This is a genomic window from Streptomyces pacificus (assembly GCF_011766325.1).
Classification (GTDB): domain Bacteria; phylum Actinomycetota; class Actinomycetes; order Streptomycetales; family Streptomycetaceae; genus Streptomyces; species Streptomyces pacificus.
Genome location: NZ_BLLG01000004.1, coordinates 502,895 through 524,230, shown reverse-complemented (window position 1 = coordinate 524,230; position 21,336 = coordinate 502,895). Strand labels below are relative to the sequence as shown.

Genomic DNA, 21,336 nt, shown 5'->3' with positions numbered 1-21,336 from the left:
CGCCCTCGGCGCCGTACGCACCAAGGACACCTACCTCCAGGCCCGCTACAAACGGCTCACCGCGCGGCGCGGCATGATGAAGGCCCTGGTCGCCGTCGAGCACTCGGTCATCACCGCGATCTGGCACATGCTCACCGACGGCAAGCCCTACCACGAGCTCGGCGGGAGCTACTTCGCCCAGCGCGACCCCGAACGTTCCGCCCGCCGCGCGATCACGCAGCTCAACCAGCTCGGCTACCGGGTGACCCTCGATCCACTCGACACCGCAGCCTGAACCGGACGCCCCGCACTCGACGGCCGACACGTGGCCGCCGAGCGTACGGAGCTGCCCGAAACCCTCCTGGCGTACATGTATTTACGCGTCAGCGGGCACCTCTTCTTATTTCTCCGTCAACAGGCCGATCATCACGCGGTGGATCGAGGCTGAGGCGGTAGTACCAGGCAACTCAACAGTCCCGCCTCAAGAGAACCGCCGCACTCGACGCCGGCCAGTCACCAACAACAGTCCCGCTGCACATACTTGGCACGGCCAAGGACCCGTTGAAGGTGATCGGAAAGATACCGCCACATGACCCGGTCCGATTCCCCCGAACGGGGATCTGAGCAAAATCTGAGATTACCAAGCGGTCGCTTATTCCCTAGGTCATTCCAGGAAGCAGGGTCCGCCGACACCCACCCGGCGACCACCCGCCGGTCGATGGAAGCCAAACCTGCTGCGCAGGCCATCCGCCGCCTATGACCGGGGGCAACTCGATCGGATCTCCAGAAACAGCCCGGTCAAACCGAACCCAAGCTTTTCGGACACCAGGCACTACGAAAAAGAGACATCCTCGCAAGGGGTCCCCGGCCAGCTTGACCTGCGTCAAGGGGTTGCTGTTGTCTTTGGTGACGGCGACGTTTCGGCGAACGGGAGAAAATTCGGGAACCGCGTGCTCCCGGCGGGCTTCGCTTGCACGATGACGCAAGCGGGACGCGCGTCGGACACTCGCCCGAGACTCGCCGCGGCGGATAGAGAACCGCAGGAGCAGCGAGCAAGGCTCAATGGAATATCTGCACTTCTTTGCTGCACGAGGCGGCAAAGACCAGATGAAGGGAAACAAAGATGCCGATCGTAATCGAAGGATCGGAACTGACGAGTGCCAACATCGCACAGGTGGCCGACGATGTGAAATTGGCCGTGCTTGGTATGGAGTCGGAAAGGGGGTGGACTAAGGAGAAGGCGATTGAGCAGGGCAAAAACGCAAAAATAAAGGTGGGCAAGTACTTCGGGACACACGGGAGTGAGGATGTAACATTCAGCACGGTGCGGGAGTTCGCCGAAAGGCTGCTGGATGAACTGAGCAGTGGCGCGAAGGCTGCAGGTTCCGGTGCGGACCGGGAACAAGATGCCGCCGATGCTATCAAGGGAGTCGTTGCAAGCGGCCGTAATCTGCCGTCCTGGGTCACCAAGGAGTTCAGCAAGACCTTCGAGGACCTGGATCCCGATATCTACGCCAAGAACACCAGCGGAAAGAAGGACGAAAGTTGCACGGTCAAGGCCGATGTACTGTCCGAACACGGCATCGGAGTGGTCGGCCCCCCAAGCAAATTCGACAAGAAGGGCCACACCAGGGGCATCTTCAAGATGCTTGGGGAGGTGGCACGCTCCCACGAAAAGGAAGCACATTCCTTCATCTATCGAGGCCAGAAGTATAATCCCAGTACCGACGTCGAAAAGATCGTAAGCCTCACGGAATGGGCTAGGGAGTTCAATGTCACGCCGTGGGTCGAGGTCTCCAGCGGTGACTTCGTCAAGGCCGAAAGCGATGGTCCGAAGTTGAGGGCGCAGCTCAAGTAGGCGGATCCCGGTCGGCTGGGTTCTCCTCTGTTCTGGCAATCGGTAGAAAATGATCAGATGAGTCCGAGGGTCGGCGGCCCGGGTCATGTCCCGACCGCGACACCGCCGACCCTCGGTGATCCTGGCCCGTCGCGCGCCTGAGTTCCGCAGCTGTGGTGGTGCTCCAGTACACGAGAATATGGGTTGACCTGTGCATATGTGTGAGCGCACGCCGGATCGGCTAGGCGGTGGTGGTCGCCCACGTGCCCTGGGCCCGGCCACGGCGCCGGGCACACCCTCGCCTTCGACGACACCGTCGCGTGGCTGGCCACGCACTGCTCGAAGACCACCGTGGCAAGGCTGCTGCGGATCGGCCGGCGCACCGTCGGCGCGATCTGCGCCCGTCGTGTGTGGGTGGACGTCGAGCAGCGCGTGGACCTGCTCGCGGGCCTGACCCGTATCGGCATCGCTGGGCGCTGTGGAAGAACCCCGAGGGCCTCACCGAACATCAACGCGCGCAACTGGAGTTCATCGCGAAGGCCCACCCCGGTCCTGCACCGCGCCTACCTGCTCAAGTGAAGGACTGCGGCTCGCGCTGAAGTCCGGCCCCAACACCGCCGAGGCGCTGCGGGACCGGGTATCGTGGGCCCGCCGCTGTCGCCTGGAGCCCTTCGTCAAGCTGCAACGCTCGATCACCGAGCACTGGGACGCCATCCTCGCGGCCGCCGACCACGGACTGAGCAACGGCCTGGTCGCCGCGGCCGTCGGCCCGACTACGCGGTGCGCTTCGGCTTCGACCAGGGCCAGTTGAGCCTGCGGCGCTGCCGCCCCTCCGGGGCGTACTCGTACTTCCAGCCGCGCGGCAGCCCGAGCCGCCTGGTCTGCCCGGCGATGACCCGGCGGTAGGCGTGCACGGTGTGCGGGCCGCCGCCCTCGGCCGGCACCGGCACCTCGTACCAGAGGGGAGGGTTGCCGGTGGGGCCGACCAGGACGGGCAGCACCCGTCCGTCGAGCGGGCCTCCGACGAAGGGGGTGTTCTCGCTTCTCACCTTTCCAGTCTCGCTCAGCGCCCCCGTCCCGTCCCGCCCGGGGCGGTGATGCTGCGGGCGGAAGCGGTAGCTGCCGTGCGGTGCCGTGCCTGACCGGGCGGAACCGGTGCACCCGTGCGCTTTTGGGGCGCACTACCCGGCGAACCCGTCCCGGAGCAGATGGCCCGCGTAGCCCGTCAGGGGCAGCACCCGCCGGGCGAGCGTGCCCACCGGACCGGCCGGGGTCTCCAGGGCGAGCAGCTCCCGGACGACGTGCGCGGTCTCCTCGTCGGTGGCCGCCGTCGCGGTGAGCAGGGCGACCAGATGGCCGATCAGCCAGCCGCGGAGTTCTCCGGCGGACGGGTGCTTGTCCTCGTCCAGCCAGATCAGCGAGGCCGCCTCCACCGCGGCGATCCAGGTGCGGACCATCAGGCGCAGGCGCGGGCCGGACCCCGGGACGCCGAGGTGCACCAGGATCTGCTCGGCGGCCGCCCGGCGCACCTCGTCCACGATCGCACTGGTACGGGACGTCTCGGCGACGCTGCCGCCGCGCAGCAGCGCGCTGAACCCGGCGTCGTGCTTGCCGACGAAGTCGAGGTAGCGGTCCAGCACCCGGCCCAGCCGTTCGCTCGGCGGACCGGTGGGCGGCTCGGCGAAGCACAGCACCAGCGCGTCGGCGGAGCTGCGCAGCGCGGCCTCGTACAACTGCTGTTTGCCGCCGGGGAAGTACCGGTAGACGAGCGGGCGGGACACCCCGGCGGTCTCGGCCACGTCGTCCAGTGACACGTCCTCCGGCGCCCGGTGTGCGAACAGCGTGAGTGCGGCCCGGAGGAGCTGGCCGCGCCGCTCCTCCACGCTCAGACGCCGGTACGCGCGCTGCGTCTCGGGGGCGCTGGAGGTCATACCGGCAGCCTAACCGCCGCCTTCCGGCGCGGGGACCCGCGGCGCCCGGGGTCTCCCGTCTCCCGGGGGCTCGCCTCGCCCGCCATCCCGGTGTGCTCAGGCGAGGAGCCCCGAGCTCTTCCACAGCAGGCGGCCCGGGCCCCTGAGGACGCCGATGTCGTCCAGGAAGTCGGTCAGGCGCCGGGCTCCGGACCGCATCACCTCGCGGCGGTGCCCGCTCGCCCTGACCTGGGCGACGGCCTCGCGCCGGTCCAGGCCGACCTGGGTGTAGACGCCGGGGTTGATGAAGCAGGCGGAGAACACCCTGGCCGCCTCGCCGCAGCCGAGCCGGGTGAGTTCCCGCTCCCAGCGCGGTGCCGTGGCCATCTGGCGGCGCAGTTCCTCGCGTGCGTAGCGGACGTGCCGGGCCTCCTCCACCACGTGGATCCGGGTCACCCCGCGGATCAGGGTCTGGACGCGCTCGTCGGGGAAGACCAGGCGCTGCATCCAGTCGAGGATCTCCTCGCCGAGCAGCGTGGCGGCGAAGGAGCCCGGGGTCGTGGAGACGGTCTTCAGCACGCGGGCGAGGTTGTGGTACAGCCGCGGTACCGGGTAGGCGGGGGTGCCGCCCTTCCGGATCAGCCTGGCGAACATCATCGAGTGCCGGCACTCGTCCGCGATCTCGGTGAGGGCATAGCGCACATGATCGCTCGTGACGGACTTGTCGTAGACGTGCCGTACCAGCAGCTGCATCAGGATGATCTCGAACCAGATGCCGAGGGAGGCGAGGGAGGCGGCCTCGTGCCGGGCCAGGTCCATCCGCTGCTCCTCGGGCATCCGCCGCCACAGCGGGGTGCCGTAGAGGGAAACCAGCTCCGGCGGCCAGAACCACTTGCCCTCCTCGGGCGGGGCGTCCCAGTCGAGTTCCCGGTCGGGGTCGAAGGAGTGCCTGGCCGAGGAGTCGAGCAGGCGCGCGGCGACCTGTTCGCGGTCCCTCAGGGGCCCGAGTGCGTCGCGCAGGAGGGTGAGATCGCGTTCGGTCACGGTCTTCATGCGACGTATGAGACTGGTTGTCAGCAAGGTCGTCAATCCCCTGTGCCAGACTTGTTGACTACGTGTCTACCAACGTGTGAGCCTGCCAACAGAACGTCAGTTCGTCAGTGCGAGGCGAGGGAGCCTTTCGTGTCGACGTATGACCACTACGCCAACCCGCCCCGGGAACCCGTCTGGTCCATCCCGGCGACCGGTCACGCCCGCTTCAGCTGGGAGTACGACGGCGGTCGCGACCACCTGCTCGCCCTCTACCAGAAGGGCAAGGACAAGCAGTGGGACGGTGCCAAGCGCATCGACTGGGATCTCGAAGTCGACCCGTACGACCCCCTCGGCACCCCCGACGAGACCCTCAGCCTCTACGGCACCCCCTACTGGGCGAAGATGACCGAGAAGGACAAGGCGGAGCTGCGCCGGCACTACGCCTCCTGGCAGTTCAGCCAGTTCCTGCACGGGGAGCAGGGCGCCATGGTCTGCGCGGCGCGGATCGTCGAGTCCGCCCCCGACCTCGACGCGAAGTTCTACTCCGCCACCCAGACCATGGACGAGGCCCGCCACGCGGAGATCTACGGCCGCTTCCTGCACGAGAAGATCGGGATGCTCTACCCGATCGGCGACAACCTCCAGGCCCTGCTCGGCGACACCCTCCGCGACTCGCGCTGGGACATGCCGTACCTCGGCATGCAGGTGCTCATCGAGGGCCTGGCCCTCGCCGCGTTCGGCATGATCCGCGACACCACCGAAAAGCCGCTGCCGAAGCAGATCCTCGCCTACGTCATGCAGGACGAGGCCCGGCACGTCGCCTTCGGTCGCATGGCGCTGCGCGACTACTACCGGCAGCTCACGGACGCCGAACTGCGCGAGCGCGAGGAGTTCGTCATCGAGGGCTGCTACCTCATGCGGGACCGGATCCGCGGTGTCGAAGTGCTGGAGGACTTCGGCATCCCGCGCAAGGAGGCCGAGGAGTACACCGAGCAGTCCGAGTTCCTGCGCCTCTTCCGCAAGCTGCTCTTCAGCCGGGTCGTGCCCTGCGTCAAGGACATCGGGCTCTGGGGCGAGCGGCTCCAGAGGGCCTACGTCGACATGGGCGTCTTCGAGCTCGGCGACTCCAACCTCGACCTGCTGATGACCCAGGACGAGGAACTCGCCGAGCATCTGGACCAGGAGCGCTTCGCGGCCGAGGAGGCCGCGCGGGTGGCCGAGGTGGCGGAGGCGATCGCGGACGGCGGCGAGCGCGAGGCGGGTGCGTAGCAGGGGATCGGGACGGCGCGGTACCGGGAGGGGCGCAGCAGGGGATCGCGCCGGGGCGGTACCGGGACGGGGGAGGGGTGCGGCGGGATCGGCCCGACCGCGGCCGACCGGCCCGGGCCCGGCGTGTGCCCGGCGTGTGCCCGGTGTACGAGCGGCCCGCTCGGGTCGGGCACCGCTGCCCTCCCGGTCGGCTTGACCGGCCCGTCGGCGCGCGCCCGTCCGGGGTGCCCGGCGCGTGGCGCGCGCCCGGCGCCCGCCGCTCAGGGCGCCGCCGGTCTCAGCGCCTCGACCATCACCGCCCGTGCGATCGGCGCCGCGTCGCCGCCGCCGCTGATGTCACCGCCCGCCGCCGCCGGGTCCTCGACGACCACCGCGACCGCCACGGCGGGCCGGGGCGCGCCGCGCTCCTGGGCCCAGGCGATGAACCAGGCGTACGGCGTACCGGCGTTGCCGACGCCGTGCTGGGCGGTGCCGGTCTTTCCGCCCACGGTCACCCCGTCGATCAGCGCCCGCGTGCCCGTGCCCCGCTCCGCCGCCTCGACCATCATCCGTCGCAGCTCGTTCGCGGTCGCCGGGAACATCGCGCGGCGATAGGACCGGCGCGGTGTCCGGCGGACCGTGTCCCCGTCCCGGGTGGTCGTGCGGTCGACCAGATAGGGGCGGGCCAGCTCGCCCCCGTTGGCGACCGCCGCGGCCACCATGGCCATCTGCAGGGGCGTGGCCGTGGTGTCGAACTGGCCGATGGACGACAGCGCCAGCTGGTCCGCGCTCATGCGCCGGTCGAAGTTGGACACCGCCACACCGGACGGGATCCGCAGCGAGTCGTCGTTGAAGCCGAAGCGGCCGGCGGTCGCGAGCATGCCCTCCAGACCCACCTTCACGCCGAGGTCCGCCATCACCGTGTTGCACGACCACGTGATCGCGTACACCAGGGACGCCCGCCGGCAGCCCGGCACGGGGTTGGGCAGGGTCGTCCTGGTGCCGGGGATGACGAACGGGTCCGCCGTGTCACTGGGGGCGTCGGGATCCGTCACCACCCGGGACTCCAGCGCCGCGGCGGCCGTGACGATCTTGAAGGTGGAGCCGGGCGGATAGGTCTGCCGGATCGCCCGGTTGAGCATCGGGCGGCTCTCCGCCCGGTTGAGCCGCCGCCATGCCTCGGTGACCGCCGGGCTGTTGCCGGACAGCAGTCCGGGATCGTACGAGGGACTGCTGACCAGCGCCAGGATCCTTCCCGTCGCCGGCTCGATCGCCGCGACCGCGCCGCGCCTGCCGTTCAGGCCCCGGTACGCGGCCTCCTGCGCGGACCGCCTGATCGTGGTCAGGACCCGGCCGCCGGGCTGCCTGGAGCGGGTGAAGTCGTTCCAGAACGGCAGCGGGGCGAGCGCCGGGTCGGTACCCGAGAGCACGCCGTCCGCCGCGTGCTCGAGCAGGGCCGTGCCGTACGTCTGCGAGGAGTAGCCGGTGACCGGAGCGTACAGGGGGCCGTCCCGGTAGATCCGCTCGTACCGCAGTTGCTCGCCGGTGTCCTTCGAGCCCGTGACCGGTCTGCCGCCGACGAGGATGTCCCCGCGCGGTTCACCGTAGCGCGCGATGGCCGGACGCCGGTTCGCCGGACTGCCGTCGAGGCTCTCGGCCTGCAGTACCTGGACGCGTACGGCGTTCACGAACAGCGCGGCGAGCAGGAACAGGCTCAGTGCCGCCGCGCGCCGGATGTACCGCGTCATCGCGCCTCCCCCGCAGCCGCGGGCCCCGCGGGGCCGGTTCGGCTCCGCTGTCCCGCGGGGCCCGGCCCTCGCTTCTGCCCGGCGGGGCCGGCCCGCTCCTGCCGTCCCGCCTGAGCGGGCCGTCCCTCCGGTTCCGCCGGGTCCGGGGCGCATGCGATCACCCCGGTCTCGACCGGCTCCGGGTGCGGCGCACGGGCCGAGCCGCTGAGCCGGATCAGCAGTGCCACGATGATCCAGTTGGTGACGACGGACGAACCGCCCTGCGCCAGGAACGGCATCGCCATTCCGGTCAGCGGGATGAGGCCCGTGACCCCGCCCGCGACGACGAAGACCTGGACGGCCAGGATCGCGGCGAGGCCCACGGCGAGCAGCCGGCCGAAGGGGTCGCGCAGGTCGAGTCCGGCGCGGTAGCCCAGCGCCACCAGCAGGCCGTACAGCAGGAAGAGCGCCGTCAGCCCGGCCAGCCCCAGCTCCTCGCCGGCGGTCGCCAGGATGAAGTCGGACTTCGCGGCGAAGCCGATCAGGATGGAGTGCCCCGCGCCGAGACCGGTGCCGAGGACCCCTCCCGAGGCGAAGGAGAACATCGACTGGGCGAGCTGGCTCGGCCCGTCACCCGCCGCGATGGACGCGTAGGGATCGATCCAGGACTCGACCCGGCCGCGCACATGCGGTTCCAGGGTGCCCGCGGCGAACGCCCCGGACCCCGCGAGCAGCAGCCCGACCACGATCCAGCCGGTTCTGCCCGTGGCGACGTAGAGCATCACCACGAAGAGCCCGAAGAACAGCAGCGAGGTGCCGAGGTCCCGCTCCAGCACCAGCACGGCCACGCTGATCAGCCACACGGCCACCACCGGTCCCAGCACCCGGCCGGCGGGCAGGTGCACGGGGCCGATCCTGCGGCCGGTGTGGGCGAGGGCGTGCCGGTTCGCGGCCAGGTACGCGGCGAAGAACACCGCGAGCAGGATCTTGGCGAACTCGCCGGGCTGGAAGGAGAGGCCGCCTGCCCGGATCCAGATCCGGGCGCCGTTCACCGCGGGGAAGAGAATCGGCACGATCATCAGGACGAGCGCGCTGACGACCGACAGGTACGCGTAGCGCTGCAGCACGCGGTGGTCCCGCAGCAGCACGACCGCCGCGATGAACAGCGCGACACCCAGGGTGGACCAGACCAGCTGGGCCGGGGCGGCGCGGTCGGCCGGGGTCTCCAGGTCGAGGCGGTAGATGAGGACGAGGCCCATCCCGTTGAGGAGGACCGCGATCGGCAGCAGCAGCGGGTCCGCGTACGGCGCTCTCAGCCGCACGGCGAGATGCGCGAGCAGGGCGAGCAGACCGAGCCCCGCACCGTAGGCGAGCGCGTCGGGCGGGACGGCTCCGCTCCTGGCCAGGCCGACGTGGGTGTAGCCGTAGACGGAGATGAGGACGGCGCAGACGAGGAGCGAGAACTCGACGCCCCGCCGTCGCGCCGGGCGGGTCCGCTCGGGTGGGGGAGCCTCCGCTGCCGTTGCGGTCATGCGACGCAACGTAGCAAGCAGGGATCTTATGTCCGCCTATCCGGGGACATGGTGTGCGGCATGTCGGTGCTCTGGTCGCCGCCCGTGGCGGGAGCGGTCGGAGTGCCGGGGCCTGAGGCCGGCGCGGTGCCGTCCGGGCGGCCGGCGAGCGGTGCGTACTCGGGGAGCGTCAGCCGGGCGAGCGCACCGCCGTCGGGGGCGTCCGCGAACTCCAGCTCCGCCCCCAGCACCGCCGCCTGCCCCACCGCGATCGTCAGCCCGAGACCATGGCCCCTGCCCCCCGACTCGGTGCGGAACCGCTGCGGGCCGTGCTCCAGCAGATACCTCGGATACCCGGCCCCGTGGTCACGGACGGACACCACCGGCCCGTCCACGGAGACCACCACCGGCTGCGCGCCGTGCCTGTGCGCGTTGCCGATCAGATTGCCGAGCACCCGCTCCAGCCGCCGCTTGTCCGTCTCCACGCACGCGCCCCGCACGACCGTCAGCTCCGTCTCCGAGCCGCCGGCGCCCGCCATCCGCACCACCCGTTCGGCCAGCGGCGCCAGGTCGTGGACGTCGAGGTCGACCGTCTCCCGTCCGGCGTCCAGCCGCGATATCTCCAGCAGATCCTCCGTCAGTGCCCGCATCCTGCGGACCCGGTCCCGCACCAGCTCGGCGGGGCGGCCCGGGGGCAGCAGCTCGGCCGCCGCGGACAGGCCGGTCAACGGGGTGCGCAGCTCGTGCGCCACATCGGCGGTGAACCGCTGCTCGCTCAGCAGCTTGTCCTGAAGGGTGGCGGCCATGGTGTCCAGCGCGCCGGAGACCGTGGCCACCTCGTCCTGGCCGCGCGACGGGTCCCTGGTACGGGGGTCGTTGACGCGCGCGTCCAGATCACCCGCACCGATCCGCCGCGCCACCTGGGCGGTCAGATGGAGCCGGCGCGTCACCCGGGTCACCGAGAACGCCCCCGCCAGCAGTGTCGCGCCGATGGCCAGCGCCGAGGAGCCGACGATGGCCCGGTCCAGGCCCACGATGGTCTGCGCGCTCAGCGTGTAGTCGATCCGTACCGCCAGCACACGGCCGTCCGCGGGCCCCGCGGCCCACATCGTCGGCCGCCCCTCGACATCCGAGACCATCGTGCCGCGCTGCCCGCCGAGCGCCAGCTCCCGCAGCCCCGCCGGCAGCCCCGGCGGGTCCACCGCCGGTGAGCCGTCCGCCGACTCGCCCGCCTCGTACGCATCGGTCACGGCCGCCAGCTTCGACAGCGCCTTCTCGCGGGCCTGGTCCACCGTCTGGCGGGTCACCGAGACATGCACCAGCGCGCCGAGCAGCGCCGCGAGCGCGCAGCACATCACGGTGATGAACACCGCGGCCTTCCAGGTGAGCGTGGCGGTCCAGGCCGGCCCGCGCAGCCGCGGAAGGCGCAGCGACCGCCGGTCGGAGCCTGCCGGGGCGGGGCGGGTCATCGGGCGTCCGCCGACGGCCCGGGTGCGGGCCCGGACGGCCTGACATGGATGATCTCGTCCCGCTCGGGCAGCATCGCCCGCTGCTGCCCGTCCCAGGACCAGACCGTGCGGTACTCGTAGCCGGGGATGCCCGCGGACACGGCGCGCAGGATCAGGTCGCGGCCGGCGAGTTCCACACCGACGATCGCCTCCGTGTCCGCCATGATGCGGGTCAGCCCGCCCCGCTCCGGTGCGTACACCCGGACCGACGTCTGCTGCCCGGGCATGCTGACGCCGACGATCAGCTCGTCCCTCCCGTCGCCGGTGAGGTCCCGGTAGTACGGCTTCATCACCGGGCACTGCTGCGGCTTGGCGCCGCACTCCCGGATCCGCCGGGCCGTCCGCTCGTCCAGCCCGTCGGGCGCCGGAGCCCGGCCGGGGCGGGCGGCCGCATCCGCCTGCACGACGGCGACCGGGTCCACGGCGTGGACGTCGCCGCCGGGGAGCGCGATGCCCTCGACGCGTTCCGTGCGGTTCTCGCCGTAGTCGACCGGGGGCGTGGAAATCTCGGGGAGTTCCGGCCACAGCTGCACCGGCCCGACGGCGGTCGGTGTGGGCCCCGCGCTCTCCAGTCCGCCGGCGTGGCCGCAGCCGGCGAGCAGCAGCGCGGCGACGGCGACGGCGACGACGGCGGCTGGCGCGGAGCGGGGCGCGCGGGGCGCGCGGTGACGGGGCACGAGGGGTCCTGGGGCGGGTCGAATCGAGAGCGGGACGCCCTCCAGGGTACGGAAGTCGTGTTTGCGCCCTGCGGGCGATCTGCGGGTGGTTCGCGGGGGCGCGTGCGAGGTGCGGCGCTCGGTGCGGTCCGCACGGTATGTGCGCGGGGGTCCGGCGCTCCTGCGGCCGCGGCGGGGGTGTGTGCCCGGTTCGGCGCTCGGCGCCGTGCGGGGCACGGCCCGGCGGCGCATGGTGCGGCACGCGGTGGCAGCGCCCGGCCGCTCGCCCGGCAGCGCCGGCGCGCACGCCGGGTGGGCCGCCACCGCGGGACCCCGGTGCCCCCGGTGCCCCCGGTGCCCCCGGTGCCCCGCGGTGCTCAGGGCCCGGGCGGCCGCGGCGCCGACCGCGGCCGGGGCGTCATCCCCGACCGCGGAGGGCCGCCCGGCAGAGCGCGAGCAGACGCTCGTCCTGCTCGATGTCGTGGCTCCCGGAACCCCCGTCGAGCACGTTGTGCCGCCGTGGCCGGGAGAGTTCCGCGCGCAGCAGCGGCACCGCCGGTTCCGCAGAGGGGCCCATCTCGGCGAGGCACTCGGCGATCTCGACACGTCCGTAACGGTTCTCCTCCCACGCGGTCCGCAGCACCGGCAGCGACTCCCCTGGCGCACCCGTGACCCGCCACAGCGCCACCGCCGCGTCCATCCGGAGCCAGCGCTCCGGCGAGCCGAGCAGCTCGCGCAGAGCGGGCGCCGCGCCCCGGGCCGCGCGGCCCACCGAGCCCAGCGCGGCCGCTGCCGCGCGCCGCTCGTCGGGACCGTCCGCCGCGAGCAGCTCGTGGAGCACCGGAAGCACCGCGGCGGCGTCCCCGGTCGCCGCCCACAGCGCCCGTGCCGCGGCCGCGACGACCGACGAGGACGGACCCGCGGACGCACCGCCGAGCAGCGCGCGCAGTTCCGGCGCCGCCGGAAGGGCGGCCGCCCCGAACGACGTGAGTGCGCGCAGCGCCGCCTCGGTCACCCACTCGCCGCTCCGCGCAGGCGCTCCGCGCAGCACGCTCAGCACCTCGGGCAGCGCCTCGGCGGCACGCACTCCGGCGAGTCCGGCGAGCAGGGGCACCGCCCGGTCGTAGAGCCGTTCGTCCAGAGCCACCTCGGCGAGCCGCCCCCGCAGCACCGGCACCAGGGGTACCGCCAGGTCGCCGAGGTACGGCACCGCGAACGCCACATCGTGCGGCAGCTCCGGCTGCCCCAGCGCGCGGGCGAGCGCCGGGACGGCGCGGGGGTCGCCGAGCCTGGCGAGCGCGATCAGCGCGCGGCGGTCGGCCGGACGGTTGCCCCCTGCGGCCCCTGCGGCCCCCGCGCGTTCCGCGAGAGCGTCGGCCGCGGGCAGCGCCAGCCCGAACAGGCTCTCCAGGAGGCTGGACGCGGCGCCGTGGAGCAGCGGATCGGGGTCGCCGAGCTGGGCCCCGACGAGTCGTACCACATCGTCGTACGGTCCGCGCCAAGCCCGGATCAGACCGTGGCACATCCACACCGCGTCCGTGCGCTGCGCCGGGTCGGCGCTGCTCAGCTGGCCGGTCAGCAGCGCGACCCGATCGTCGACGCGGTCACCGAGCGCGGAGTGGAGTGTCCGCAGCAGGTCGTCCGCCCACGGCGTGCCCGGTCCGGCGCCGTGGCCCTGCGCCGTCCCGGCTCCGCCGGCCCTTGTATCGGCGGCCGTTGCCCCGGGGCCGGTGGTTTTCGCCCCGGCTCCGGCAGCCGTCGTTCCGGCCCCTGCACCAGGCCCGGTGGTACTCGTTCCGGCCCCGTCCGCGGAGCCGTCCCCGTACCCGTACCCGTCCCCGTTTCCGTACCCGTACCCGTCCGCGGAGCCGTCCCCGTCCGCGGCCCGCAGCAGCGCGGTCGCCGTGGACGCGACGTCGTCCGGCAGCAGGCCGGGAGCGCAGCGCGCCAGCTGGGTCAGGGCCGACAGCCGCACCCCGGGCGGCCGGTCCCCGGCGAGCAGTGTGGTCAGCCAGGTGACCGACTCGGCGCGCAGGGCCTCGTGGCGCAGGGCGATCCGCCCCACCGCCTCGACGAGCGCGAGCCTCACCTCCGTGTCCCGTTCCCCTTCCAGCCGTGCCCGCAGAAGGGCCAGCACCCGGGCCGGGTCGCCGTGCAGCATCGCCAGGGCGCACGGCGCGGCGAGTCGGACCCCGGCGTCCTGGTCGTCCAGCAGCCCGACGAAGACGTCGGCCCCCGAGGCCACCGCGGCTGCGGCCATCGCGTAGTTTGCGGCGTCCTCGAACTCCTCGTCCTCCGGATCGAGTTCGTCGTCGTCGAGGTCGATGCCGCCGATGCTGGTCAGCAACTCCACGATGGCGCCCCGGTCCTGCACCTCGGGGCTGGCGGCGAGTTCCAGGAGGAAGGGAATGCAGGCCAGCGTGGAGTCGTACACGTCGCCCTGGTGGTGGACCGCGGTGTAGATCCCGTCGAGTGCGGTCTCCCGCTCGGCGGGATCCGTGGAGGCGAGCCCCCTGAGTAGTGCCGGCACATCGTCAGCCGGGCCGTACGCATGTCCCATCGAGGCCCAGTCGACCTCGTCCATCCCCGTGAACACGCCGTTCCCTTCAGTGAGCCGGATGCCTGGGGAGAGTGTGCACCAGGACTGAGGGAACCCACCCCGCGCAAGTGAGCCGGATGAACGGCCTTTCCCGGGCATGCCGCAGAGTACGCCACCCTTCCGGGACACGCCCGCCGGCGGGTGACGGCTGCTGTGGCAGGGGCTGTGGCAGGGACAGGGACAGGGGGAGAGGCGGGGCAGGGTGGGATGCCTCGGCATTTTTCGGACACCGGCCCTCCGGGCACGGGGTCTTGACGCCTTCGGGCACCGGCCCTCCGCACCTGCTGCGCACCGCACCCCGCGGCTCCGCTGCGGGCGCCTGCGGGCACGGGTACGGCCCCGTCCGCAGCCGTACGACACGGCTGCGGACGGGGCCGAAGGGACGCGGGAGGCGCCGGCTCAGCGCAGGTTGTCGCCCCAGCCGCCCTGCAGCATGGTCTGGAACGCCCATCGCCCGTCCCGTTTGATCAGGATGTCGGCGTACCGCAGCTGCTGGGTGGTGCCGCCCGCCGTCATGGTGGAGTCGCTGAAGACGACCACCATCGCGGGACCGAGGAAGACGGGTGTGCGCACCGACTCGAAGGCGATGCCGTCGCCGACGTCTCCCATGACCTTGGTCATGGTCCGGACGAACCGGTCGCGGTCCCACTGGGCGGAGGCGCCGTCGCCCGCCGGGTCGTCGCTGACGAGGTTGAGGGGGAAGACGGCCAGGTCCGCCATCCGCTCGATGTCGCGCCGTGCGGCGGCGGCATCGTACTCGGCGAACCACGCGTCGATCGAGGCGAGTTCGTCGGCGGTCGGGCGGTATCCGGTGTCGGGCAGCTGGGGCACGCAGTCTCCTCGAAGCAGGGTAGTCAAATTTGACCAGTTGCTCCGGAGGATACTCCCGCCCCGGGGTGTGGTCAAATTTGATTAATGAGGTCGTCCCGGAGCCGGCGGACCCGGACGGCGGCGTGCCGGGTGGTGCCGCGCTCGACCTCGGCCAGCAGCCCCGGTGCCACCGCGCGGTAGGGCACCTCCCCGATCCCGACGGCCGTCGCCGTCCGGGGCGCCCCCTCCGGTTGCTCCGGTTGCTCTGGTTGCTCCGGTTGCTCCGCGGCGCGGCCCGAGAGCAGTCGTCCCGCGCGTGCGCGCAGGGCAGGCGGCAGCGGGCTGGACACCACCGGGCTGTCGTCGTCGGGAAGCACCAGGACCAGGGCGGCCGGGCGGGCCGGCGGCCCGGTGAAGCCGGTCACCGCCGCGTCGCGCACCTCCGTGTGGCGGAGCTTGAGCCAGTCGCGCGCACCGGGCCGGTACGGCCGCGCCAGACGCTTCACCACCAGCCCCTCGATCCCCGCGGCGGGAAGTGTCTCGTACCAGGTCGCGGCCAGTCGGGGGTCCGTGGTCATCGGGACCGGCTGGAGCGGCGGCCCGAGGGGGCCGAGCAGTGCGGTCAGCCGCTGCCTGCGCCGCTCGTAGGGAGCGGGGCGCAGATCCTCGCCGCGCTCCCAGAGCAGGTCGAAGGCGGCATAGGAGGCGGGCAGCCGGCGGGCGAGGAGCCCGGCCCGCGCCGCGGTGGCGGCGGCCCGGCGCTGTACGGCGGCGAAGTCGGTCCGGCCCCCGGTCCAGACGACGGCCTCGCCGTCCACCACGGTGCCGTCCGGCAGGGCGAGCGCGGCCTCCGCGAGGTCCGGGAAGGCGGTGGTGACGAGGCGTCCCGAGCGGGCCTGGAGCACGGCGCGGCCGTCGATCTTGAAGAGCAGTATCCGGTGACCGTCGAACTTGGGTTCGTACGCCAGTCCCTCGCCGCGCGGCAGGGCGGCGACGGAGGCGGCGAGCGCCGGCTGCACCGGCGGTCTCGGTCGGCCTTCGGTACGGGGGGTCACGGGAGTACGCCCGCCGCCGCCGGGTCGGCCAGGGGTGCGAGCAGATCCCCGTGGCGTTCGAGCCTCCCCGGGATGTCGCCGAGTCGCAGGACCAGGTCCCCGGGCGACCCGCACCCCTCGACCTCCTCCCAGGTGACGGGCGCGGACACGGTCGGCTCGGCGCGGGCGCGGAGGGTGTACGGCGTGGCGGTGGTCTTGGCGGCGGCGTTCTGGCTGTGGTCGACGAAGACCTTCCCCGGGCGCAGGGCGCGGGCCATCCGGTGCACCACCAGCCCTCCGAGTTCCGCCTCGGCCTCCACGGCCAGGCCCTTGGCGTAGGACGAGACCTCCGCGGAGGGGGCCGGGTCCAGCGGCACCAGCAGATGCAGGCCCTTCGAGCCCGAGGTCTTCACATATGCGCCGAGGCCGTCGGCGGCCAGCCGTTCCCGCAGCCACCGTGCCACCCGGCAGCACTCCACGACGGTCGCGGGGTCCCCGGGGTCGAGGTCCAGGACCATCCGGTCGGCCCGGGCGGGCCGGTCCGTCCGCCACTGCGGGGTGTGGAACTCCACCACCAGGTTCGCCGCCCACATCAGCGAGGGCAGGTTCTGCACGACGACCTGCGCGCCGGTCTCCCGGGACGAGCGCGGCACCTCGGCGACCTCCACCCACTCCGGGGTGCCGGGGGGCGGGTTCTTGGTGAAGAACAGCGGGCCGTCGGGGCCGTCGGGATAGCGGAGGAAGGACAGCGGCCGGTCCCGCAGATGCGTGAGGATCACGTCCGCGATGCCGGCGTAGTAGTGCAGCACCTCGCCCTTGGTGGTCCCGGTGACCGGATAGAGGACCTTCTCCAGGTTGCTGAGGGCCAGGCGCCGCCCCTCCACCTCCGTGATGGGCGTCATACGATGAGAATCCCATGAATCCCTCCATAGTGAATGAAGGGGGATATAAGGTGCGATCCATTTGGAACGGTGCGATCTCCTTCGGGTTGGTCAGTATTCCGATCAAGCTCGTGAACGCCACGGAGAGCCGCTCGGTCTCCTTCCGCCAGATCCACACGCAGGACGGCGGGCGCATCCGGTACCGCAAGGTCTGCGAGCTGGACGACCAGGAGGTGCCGCAGGCGGAGATCGGGAAGGCGTACGAGGACGCGGACGGGACGATGATCCCGATCACCGACGAGGACCTCGCCTCGCTGCCGCTGCCGACCACGAAGACCATCGACATCGTCGCCTTCGTCCCGGCCTCGGAGATCGACCCGCTCCAGATCGACGGCGCGTACTACCTCGCGGCGAACGGCGTGCCCGCGGCCAAGCCGTACACCCTGCTGCGCGAAGCACTCAAACGGAGCAAGAAGGTCGGACTCGCCAAGTTCGCCCTGCGGGGGCGGGAGCGGCTCGGCATGCTCCGCGTCGTCGACGACGTCATCGCGATGCACGGACTGCTCTGGCCGGACGAGGTCCGCAGGCCGGAGGGGGTCGCGCCGGACGCGGACGTCGCGATCCGGGACGCCGAGCTCGACCTGGCCGACGCGCTGATGGACACGCTCGGCGACGTGGACGTCGACTCGCTGCACGACGACTACCGGCAGGCGGTGGAGGAGCTGATCGCGGCGAAGGCGGAGGGTGTCGCACTGGAGCCGCAGCCGGCTCCTGCGGGCGGCGGCAGGGTCATCGACCTGATGGCCGCTCTGGAGAGCAGTGTGCGGGCGGCGAAGGAGGCGCGCGGCGACGAGGCGGCGGAGGCCTCGGCGCCGGTGGCGGAGCTGAAGCCCCGCGGGAAGGCGGCGGCGGGGAGGAAGGCGTCGAAGCGGGCCGGGGCGGCCGCCGCCGAGCCGGCGCCGGGCAGGACGGCTGCCGGGAGGGCGCCCGCGGGGAAGGCCTCGGGGGGCAGGGCCCCCGCCGAGCGGGTGACGGCCAGGGGCGCGACGGCCAAAGGTGCGACGGCCAAAGGTGCGAACACCGGGAAGCCTGCGCCCGAGTCGGCCACGTCCTCGAGGCAGGCCCCCTCGGAGGCCGCGGCGGGGAAGACGGCCGGGAAGACGGCCGGGAGGGCGGCCGGGAAGACGGCCGCGGGGAAGAGCGCCGGCCGCAGGCGCGCGTCCTGAGGCCTTGCGCCGCGAGTCCCGAGCGGCGGCACTACGCCTTTCGGTCGATGCCGTAACACCCGCGCGCGGAGGGGGTGCTGAGGGTGCGTTGACACCCCTGAACTGCGCGGTTACTTTCGGCCCAGGCCGAAATTGCCGGACTTTGCTCGTTTCCCAGGTCCCCCAGGGCTTCCGGAGGCCCCCATGAAGACAGGGTTCAAGCGCTCCGCCGTTGTCCTCGCACTGCTCGCCCTCAGCACGCTCGCGGCCGCCGGCTGCGGGGACGGCGGCGCCGGGTCCGGGAAGGTCACCGTGTGGATGTATCCGGTGATCATGGATTCCAAGGCCAACGCCGCCTACTGGGAGGGGATCGAGAAGGGGTTCGAGGCGAAGGAGCAGGGCGTCGACCTCCGCGTCGAACATCTGCCCTGGGAGAACCGGGACCAGAAGCTCGCCACCGCCTTCGGCAGCGGCAAGGGCCCGGACGTGGTCCTGCTGGGACCCGACCAGATCCCGCAGTACCAGGCCACCGGGGCGCTCCGCCCGGTCGACCGGGCCATCGAGGAGGCCCGGAGCGCCTTCCGCCCGAACGCCCTGGAGGCCATGAGCCAGGACGGCAGGGTATACGCGGCGCCGATCTACCACACCGTCACCAGCACCCTCTACAACCGGAAGCTGCTGGCGAAGGCGGGAATCACCGAGCCGCCCGCGACCTGGGACGCCGTCAGGGCCGCCGCCCCCAGGCTGAAGCAGGCCGGGGCGTCCACACTCGACTACTCCGCGAGCAACGAGGCCTCGCTCAACATGAGCTTCTACCCGCTGCTCTGGCAGGCGGGCGGCAGGGTCTTCGCCGACGGCGGAGGGAAGTCGGCGTTCAACAGCCCTGAGGGCGTCGAGGCGCTCACCTTCCTCGTCGATCTCTACCGGAGCGGGGCCGTGCCGAGGTCCGCCATGAACAACGCCAACCTCTTCACCGACCAGGCACTCGGCAGGCAGCAGGTCGCCATGGGCTACACCAACACCCCGGCCGACGCCGCGCTGGCCGAGAGGGCCTGGGGCAAGGGCAACGTGATCGTCGGCCCCGCCCTCACCGGCCCCGGCGGGCAGGTCTGCTTCGGCATGCCCGGCGGGCTCGGCATCAACGCCAGGTCCGCCAACGTGCAGGGTGCCGAGAAGTTCATCGCCTACATGGTCCAGCCCGCCCAGATCGAGTCCATGGGCAGGGCGGGCGGCTTCTTCTCCCCGCGGACCGATGTGACCGTGCCGCACGACAGCGCCTACGCGAAGGAGTACGAGCAGGCCCTGGACCACGCGTATCCGGGTGAGCCGAACCCGGCGGCCCGCCAGCTGATGGCGCTTCTCAGCCCGGAGATCCAGGCGGCCCTGACCGGGAAGAAGAGCCCCGAGGCCGCCCTTGAGTCCGCCGCGTCCGCGGCCGACGAACTGCTGGCGCGTCAGCGTTGAGGAAGGCCGCCACCGACGAGATCGCCCCGGACGAGGGCGACGGGCCGCCGGGAGCGGGCGGCCCTTGCGCCGATGCGAAGGGCGCGGGCCCCCGCGGCCGCGGGCCCCGGCCCGCCCCCGCCCACGCCGCCGTCGGGGCGCGGAGCGGCATCCCGCGGCGGCGCGAGGCGCTGACCGGCCTCGCGTTCGTCGCGCCGATGCTCCTGCTGTTCATCGTGTTCCGCTTCGGGCCGACGCTCGGGGCGGCGTTCCTCTCCGTCACCGACTACCGGCTCAGCGGGGAGTGGACGTTCATCGGCGCGGGCAACTACACCCGGCTCCTGGGCGACGACCTGTTCTGGGAGAGCCTCGGCGTCACCGCCGTCTACACGGCCCTGTATGTGCCGATGACCGTCGCCCTCGCCCTCGGCACCGCCGTCCTGCTCCACCGCACGCTCTGGATGCGCGGCTTCTTCCGCGGCCTGTTCTTCCTCCCGTATGTGACCAGCATCGTGCTGGCCGCCGTCATCTGGAAATGGATCTACGAGGTCCAGGACGGGCTGCTCAACGCCTCCCTCCGCCTCCTCGGCGCGGGCCCGGTCGACTTCCTCGGCAGCGAGTCCCTCGTCCTGCCGTCGATCGCCGCCGCCTCCGCGTGGAAGGGCTTCGGCTACTCGATGCTCATCCTGCTGGCCGGACTGCAGTCCATCCCCCGCGAGGTCACCGAGGCCGCCAGGATCGACGGCGCGAGCGGCCGGCAGCGCTTCTGCTGGGTGACGCTGCCCCTGCTGCGGCCGGTGCTGTTCTTCGTCCTCGTCATCGAGGCGATCCTCGGCTTCCAGGTCTTCGACGCGATGTACGTGATGACGGCGGGCGGCCCGGTCCGCGCCAGCTACTCGCTCGTGTACTTCCTCTACGACTCCGGCTTCACGTTCTTCGACTTCGGCTACGCCAGTGCCGTCGGACTGGTCCTGTTCGCGATCGTCCTCGTGTTCTCGCTGATCCAGCGGAGACTCATCGGAAGGGACGCGGACTGATGGCGCCCCCGTCCACATCGGCGGAACGGGCCGCGGCCCCCGCCCCCGCCCCCGGACCCGTCTCCCAGCACCCGGCCGCGACCGCGCGGCCCCCGCGGCGGGCGGTGGCCCGGCTCGGCCTTCCCGTGCTGCTGGCGCTGGTCGCCGTCGTGACCGTCACGCCGTTCGCCGTCATGGTGCTGGTGGCGTTCGCACCCGCGGGCGGCCAGACCCTCCCGGGAGCCTTCGACGTCGGCCGCGCCACCCTGGACAACTTCGCCGACGTCCTGGCCGGCGCCGACATCACCCGCTGGGCCGTCAACTCGCTCGTCTACTCGCTGGTGTCGGTGCTGCTCATCCTGCTGTTCTCCTCCATGGCCGGCTACGCGTTCGCCAAGAAGCGCTTCCCCGGCCGGGAGATCCTCTTCTGGTCGTTCCTGGCGACGCTGATGGTGCCGTTCCAGGCCACCCTCATCCCGTACTACATCCTCGTCTCGGAACTGGGCGGCGTGGACACGTACTGGGGCCTGATCGTGCCGACGCTCGCGAACTCGCAGGCCGTGTTCCTGATGCGCCAGTTCATCGTGCAGCTGCCCGACGAGCTGTTCGAGGCGGCGAAGATCGACGGGGCCTCCGAGTGGCGGATCTACACGGCGGTCGTGCTGCCGCTGATCCGGCCCGTGCTCGCCACGCTGGGCGTGTTCGTCTTCCTCTGGCACTGGAACGACTTCCTCTGGCCGCTGGTCATCGGCCAGTCGGCGGAGATGCGCACGCTCACCGTCGGACTCGCCACCCTGGAGGGGGAGAACGTGGCGATCAACCAGGTCATGGCAGGGGCGACCATCACCGTCATCCCCTGTCTGCTCGTCTTCGGGCTGCTCCAGCGCTACCTCACCGACTCGATCGCCACCTCCGGGCTCAAGTCGTGACCCGGCCCTCT

At 72.0% G+C, this 21,336-nt stretch carries 18 protein-coding genes and 1 pseudogene; 8 read left to right on the top strand and 11 right to left on the bottom strand.

The features are described 5' to 3' along the window. The first annotated feature begins 73 nt into the window (after positions 1-73). The 3 genes and pseudogenes from SCWH03_RS28890 to SCWH03_RS29835 form a co-directional block, all read left to right on the top strand. Positions 74-274 (top strand): hypothetical protein, encoded by a 201-nt coding sequence (locus SCWH03_RS28890; protein WP_254076643.1) that lies wholly within the window; start codon positions 74-76, stop codon positions 272-274. An 828-nt stretch (positions 275-1,102) separates the two neighbouring features. Then, on the top strand, positions 1,103-1,837 hold the full coding sequence (locus SCWH03_RS09670) for a hypothetical protein (RefSeq protein WP_173263741.1): 735 nt from the start codon (positions 1,103-1,105) through the stop codon (positions 1,835-1,837). 233 nt (positions 1,838-2,070) lie between these two features. Next, positions 2,071-2,534: pseudogene (locus SCWH03_RS29835) on the top strand (helix-turn-helix domain-containing protein); the annotation flags it as partial. A gap of 55 nt (positions 2,535-2,589) precedes the next feature. Here SCWH03_RS29835 and SCWH03_RS09655 read toward each other — a convergent pair. From SCWH03_RS09655 to SCWH03_RS09645, 3 genes are all read right to left on the bottom strand, one after another. Next, positions 2,590-2,865, bottom strand: a complete 276-nt coding sequence (locus SCWH03_RS09655) for a DUF8847 domain-containing protein (protein WP_173263739.1) — start codon at positions 2,863-2,865, stop codon at positions 2,590-2,592. A 132-nt stretch (positions 2,866-2,997) separates the two neighbouring features. Beyond that, on the bottom strand, positions 2,998-3,747 hold the full coding sequence (locus SCWH03_RS09650; RefSeq protein ID WP_173263738.1) for a TetR/AcrR family transcriptional regulator: 750 nt from the start codon (positions 3,745-3,747) through the stop codon (positions 2,998-3,000). A 96-nt stretch (positions 3,748-3,843) separates the two neighbouring features. Further along, entirely contained in the window at positions 3,844-4,779 is a 936-nt protein-coding gene (locus SCWH03_RS09645) for an AurF N-oxygenase family protein (RefSeq protein ID WP_173263737.1), read from the bottom strand. Positions 4,780-4,908: 129 nt separating this feature from the next. Between SCWH03_RS09645 and SCWH03_RS09640 the strand changes: the two genes are divergently transcribed. Next, positions 4,909-6,027, top strand: coding sequence for a ferritin-like domain-containing protein (locus tag SCWH03_RS09640; RefSeq protein WP_173263736.1), 1,119 nt, complete (start codon positions 4,909-4,911; stop codon positions 6,025-6,027). Positions 6,028-6,287: 260 nt separating this feature from the next. Here the strand turns inward: SCWH03_RS09640 and SCWH03_RS09635 are convergent, their stop codons facing one another. The 8 genes from SCWH03_RS09635 to ligD all read right to left on the bottom strand — a co-directional run bounded on the left by SCWH03_RS09635 (position 6,288) and on the right by ligD (position 16,753). Then, a complete protein-coding gene (locus SCWH03_RS09635) occupies positions 6,288-7,754 on the bottom strand; it encodes a penicillin-binding transpeptidase domain-containing protein (protein ID WP_173263735.1) in 1,467 nt (488 codons plus the stop codon). Further along, entirely contained in the window at positions 7,751-9,265 is a 1,515-nt protein-coding gene (locus SCWH03_RS09630; RefSeq protein ID WP_254076641.1) for an FtsW/RodA/SpoVE family cell cycle protein, read from the bottom strand. The genes SCWH03_RS09635 and SCWH03_RS09630 overlap by 4 nt, the downstream gene beginning before the upstream one ends. A 26-nt stretch (positions 9,266-9,291) precedes the next feature. Further along, positions 9,292-10,674: a histidine kinase dimerization/phospho-acceptor domain-containing protein gene (locus SCWH03_RS09625; RefSeq protein ID WP_216854734.1), complete on the bottom strand. Its 1,383-nt coding sequence runs from the start codon at positions 10,672-10,674 to the stop codon at positions 9,292-9,294. A gap of 35 nt (positions 10,675-10,709) precedes the next feature. Then, positions 10,710-11,429, bottom strand: a complete 720-nt coding sequence (locus tag SCWH03_RS09620) for a hypothetical protein (protein ID WP_173263733.1) — start codon at positions 11,427-11,429, stop codon at positions 10,710-10,712. 397 nt (positions 11,430-11,826) lie between these two features. Then, positions 11,827-14,004, bottom strand: a complete 2,178-nt coding sequence (locus SCWH03_RS09615) for a HEAT repeat domain-containing protein (RefSeq protein WP_173263732.1) — start codon at positions 14,002-14,004, stop codon at positions 11,827-11,829. A 402-nt stretch (positions 14,005-14,406) separates the two neighbouring features. Then, positions 14,407-14,838 carry a nuclear transport factor 2 family protein gene (locus SCWH03_RS09610; protein WP_173263731.1) on the bottom strand — a complete coding sequence of 144 codons (432 nt, stop codon included), beginning with the start codon at positions 14,836-14,838 and terminating at the stop codon, positions 14,407-14,409. Positions 14,839-14,909: 71 nt separating this feature from the next. Then, positions 14,910-15,836 (bottom strand): ATP-dependent DNA ligase, encoded by a 927-nt coding sequence (locus SCWH03_RS09605; protein WP_173263789.1) that lies wholly within the window; start codon positions 15,834-15,836, stop codon positions 14,910-14,912. Positions 15,837-15,868: 32 nt separating this feature from the next. Beyond that, positions 15,869-16,753: a non-homologous end-joining DNA ligase gene (gene ligD, locus SCWH03_RS09600; RefSeq protein WP_173263730.1), complete on the bottom strand. Its 885-nt coding sequence runs from the start codon at positions 16,751-16,753 to the stop codon at positions 15,869-15,871. A 50-nt stretch (positions 16,754-16,803) separates the two neighbouring features. Here ligD and ku point away from each other — a divergent pair, with 50 nt between their 5' ends. From ku to SCWH03_RS09580, 4 genes are all read left to right on the top strand, one after another. Then, positions 16,804-17,958, top strand: a complete 1,155-nt coding sequence (ku, locus tag SCWH03_RS09595; protein WP_173263729.1) for a non-homologous end joining protein Ku — start codon at positions 16,804-16,806, stop codon at positions 17,956-17,958. A gap of 183 nt (positions 17,959-18,141) precedes the next feature. Next, positions 18,142-19,401: an ABC transporter substrate-binding protein gene (locus tag SCWH03_RS09590; protein WP_173263728.1), complete on the top strand. Its 1,260-nt coding sequence runs from the start codon at positions 18,142-18,144 to the stop codon at positions 19,399-19,401. Then, positions 19,398-20,417, top strand: a complete 1,020-nt coding sequence (locus SCWH03_RS09585; RefSeq protein WP_173263727.1) for a carbohydrate ABC transporter permease — start codon at positions 19,398-19,400, stop codon at positions 20,415-20,417. Before SCWH03_RS09590 ends, SCWH03_RS09585 begins: the two co-directional genes overlap by 4 nt. Beyond that, positions 20,417-21,325 carry a carbohydrate ABC transporter permease gene (locus SCWH03_RS09580; protein ID WP_173263726.1) on the top strand — a complete coding sequence of 303 codons (909 nt, stop codon included), beginning with the start codon at positions 20,417-20,419 and terminating at the stop codon, positions 21,323-21,325. The genes SCWH03_RS09585 and SCWH03_RS09580 overlap by 1 nt, the downstream gene beginning before the upstream one ends. Positions 21,326-21,336 lie beyond the last annotated feature (11 nt).

Excerpts from the sequence above, each read along its gene's own strand:
- SCWH03_RS28890 (WP_254076643.1), top strand. The coding sequence starts at position 74 with ATGATGAAGGCCCTGGTCGCCGTCGAGCACTCGGTCATCACCGCGATC.
- SCWH03_RS09670 (WP_173263741.1), top strand. The coding sequence starts at position 1,103 with ATGCCGATCGTAATCGAAGGATCGGAACTGACGAGTGCCAACATCGCA.
- SCWH03_RS09650 (WP_173263738.1), bottom strand. The coding sequence starts at position 3,747 with ATGACCTCCAGCGCCCCCGAGACGCAGCGCGCGTACCGGCGTCTGAGC.
- SCWH03_RS09645 (WP_173263737.1), bottom strand. The coding sequence starts at position 4,779 with ATGAAGACCGTGACCGAACGCGATCTCACCCTCCTGCGCGACGCACTC.
- SCWH03_RS09635 (WP_173263735.1), bottom strand. The coding sequence starts at position 7,754 with ATGACGCGGTACATCCGGCGCGCGGCGGCACTGAGCCTGTTCCTGCTC.
- SCWH03_RS09630 (WP_254076641.1), bottom strand. The coding sequence starts at position 9,265 with ATGACCGCAACGGCAGCGGAGGCTCCCCCACCCGAGCGGACCCGCCCG.
- ligD (WP_173263730.1), bottom strand. The coding sequence starts at position 16,753 with ATGACGCCCATCACGGAGGTGGAGGGGCGGCGCCTGGCCCTCAGCAAC.
- SCWH03_RS09590 (WP_173263728.1), top strand. The coding sequence starts at position 18,142 with ATGAAGACAGGGTTCAAGCGCTCCGCCGTTGTCCTCGCACTGCTCGCC.
- SCWH03_RS09580 (WP_173263726.1), top strand. The coding sequence starts at position 20,417 with ATGGCGCCCCCGTCCACATCGGCGGAACGGGCCGCGGCCCCCGCCCCC.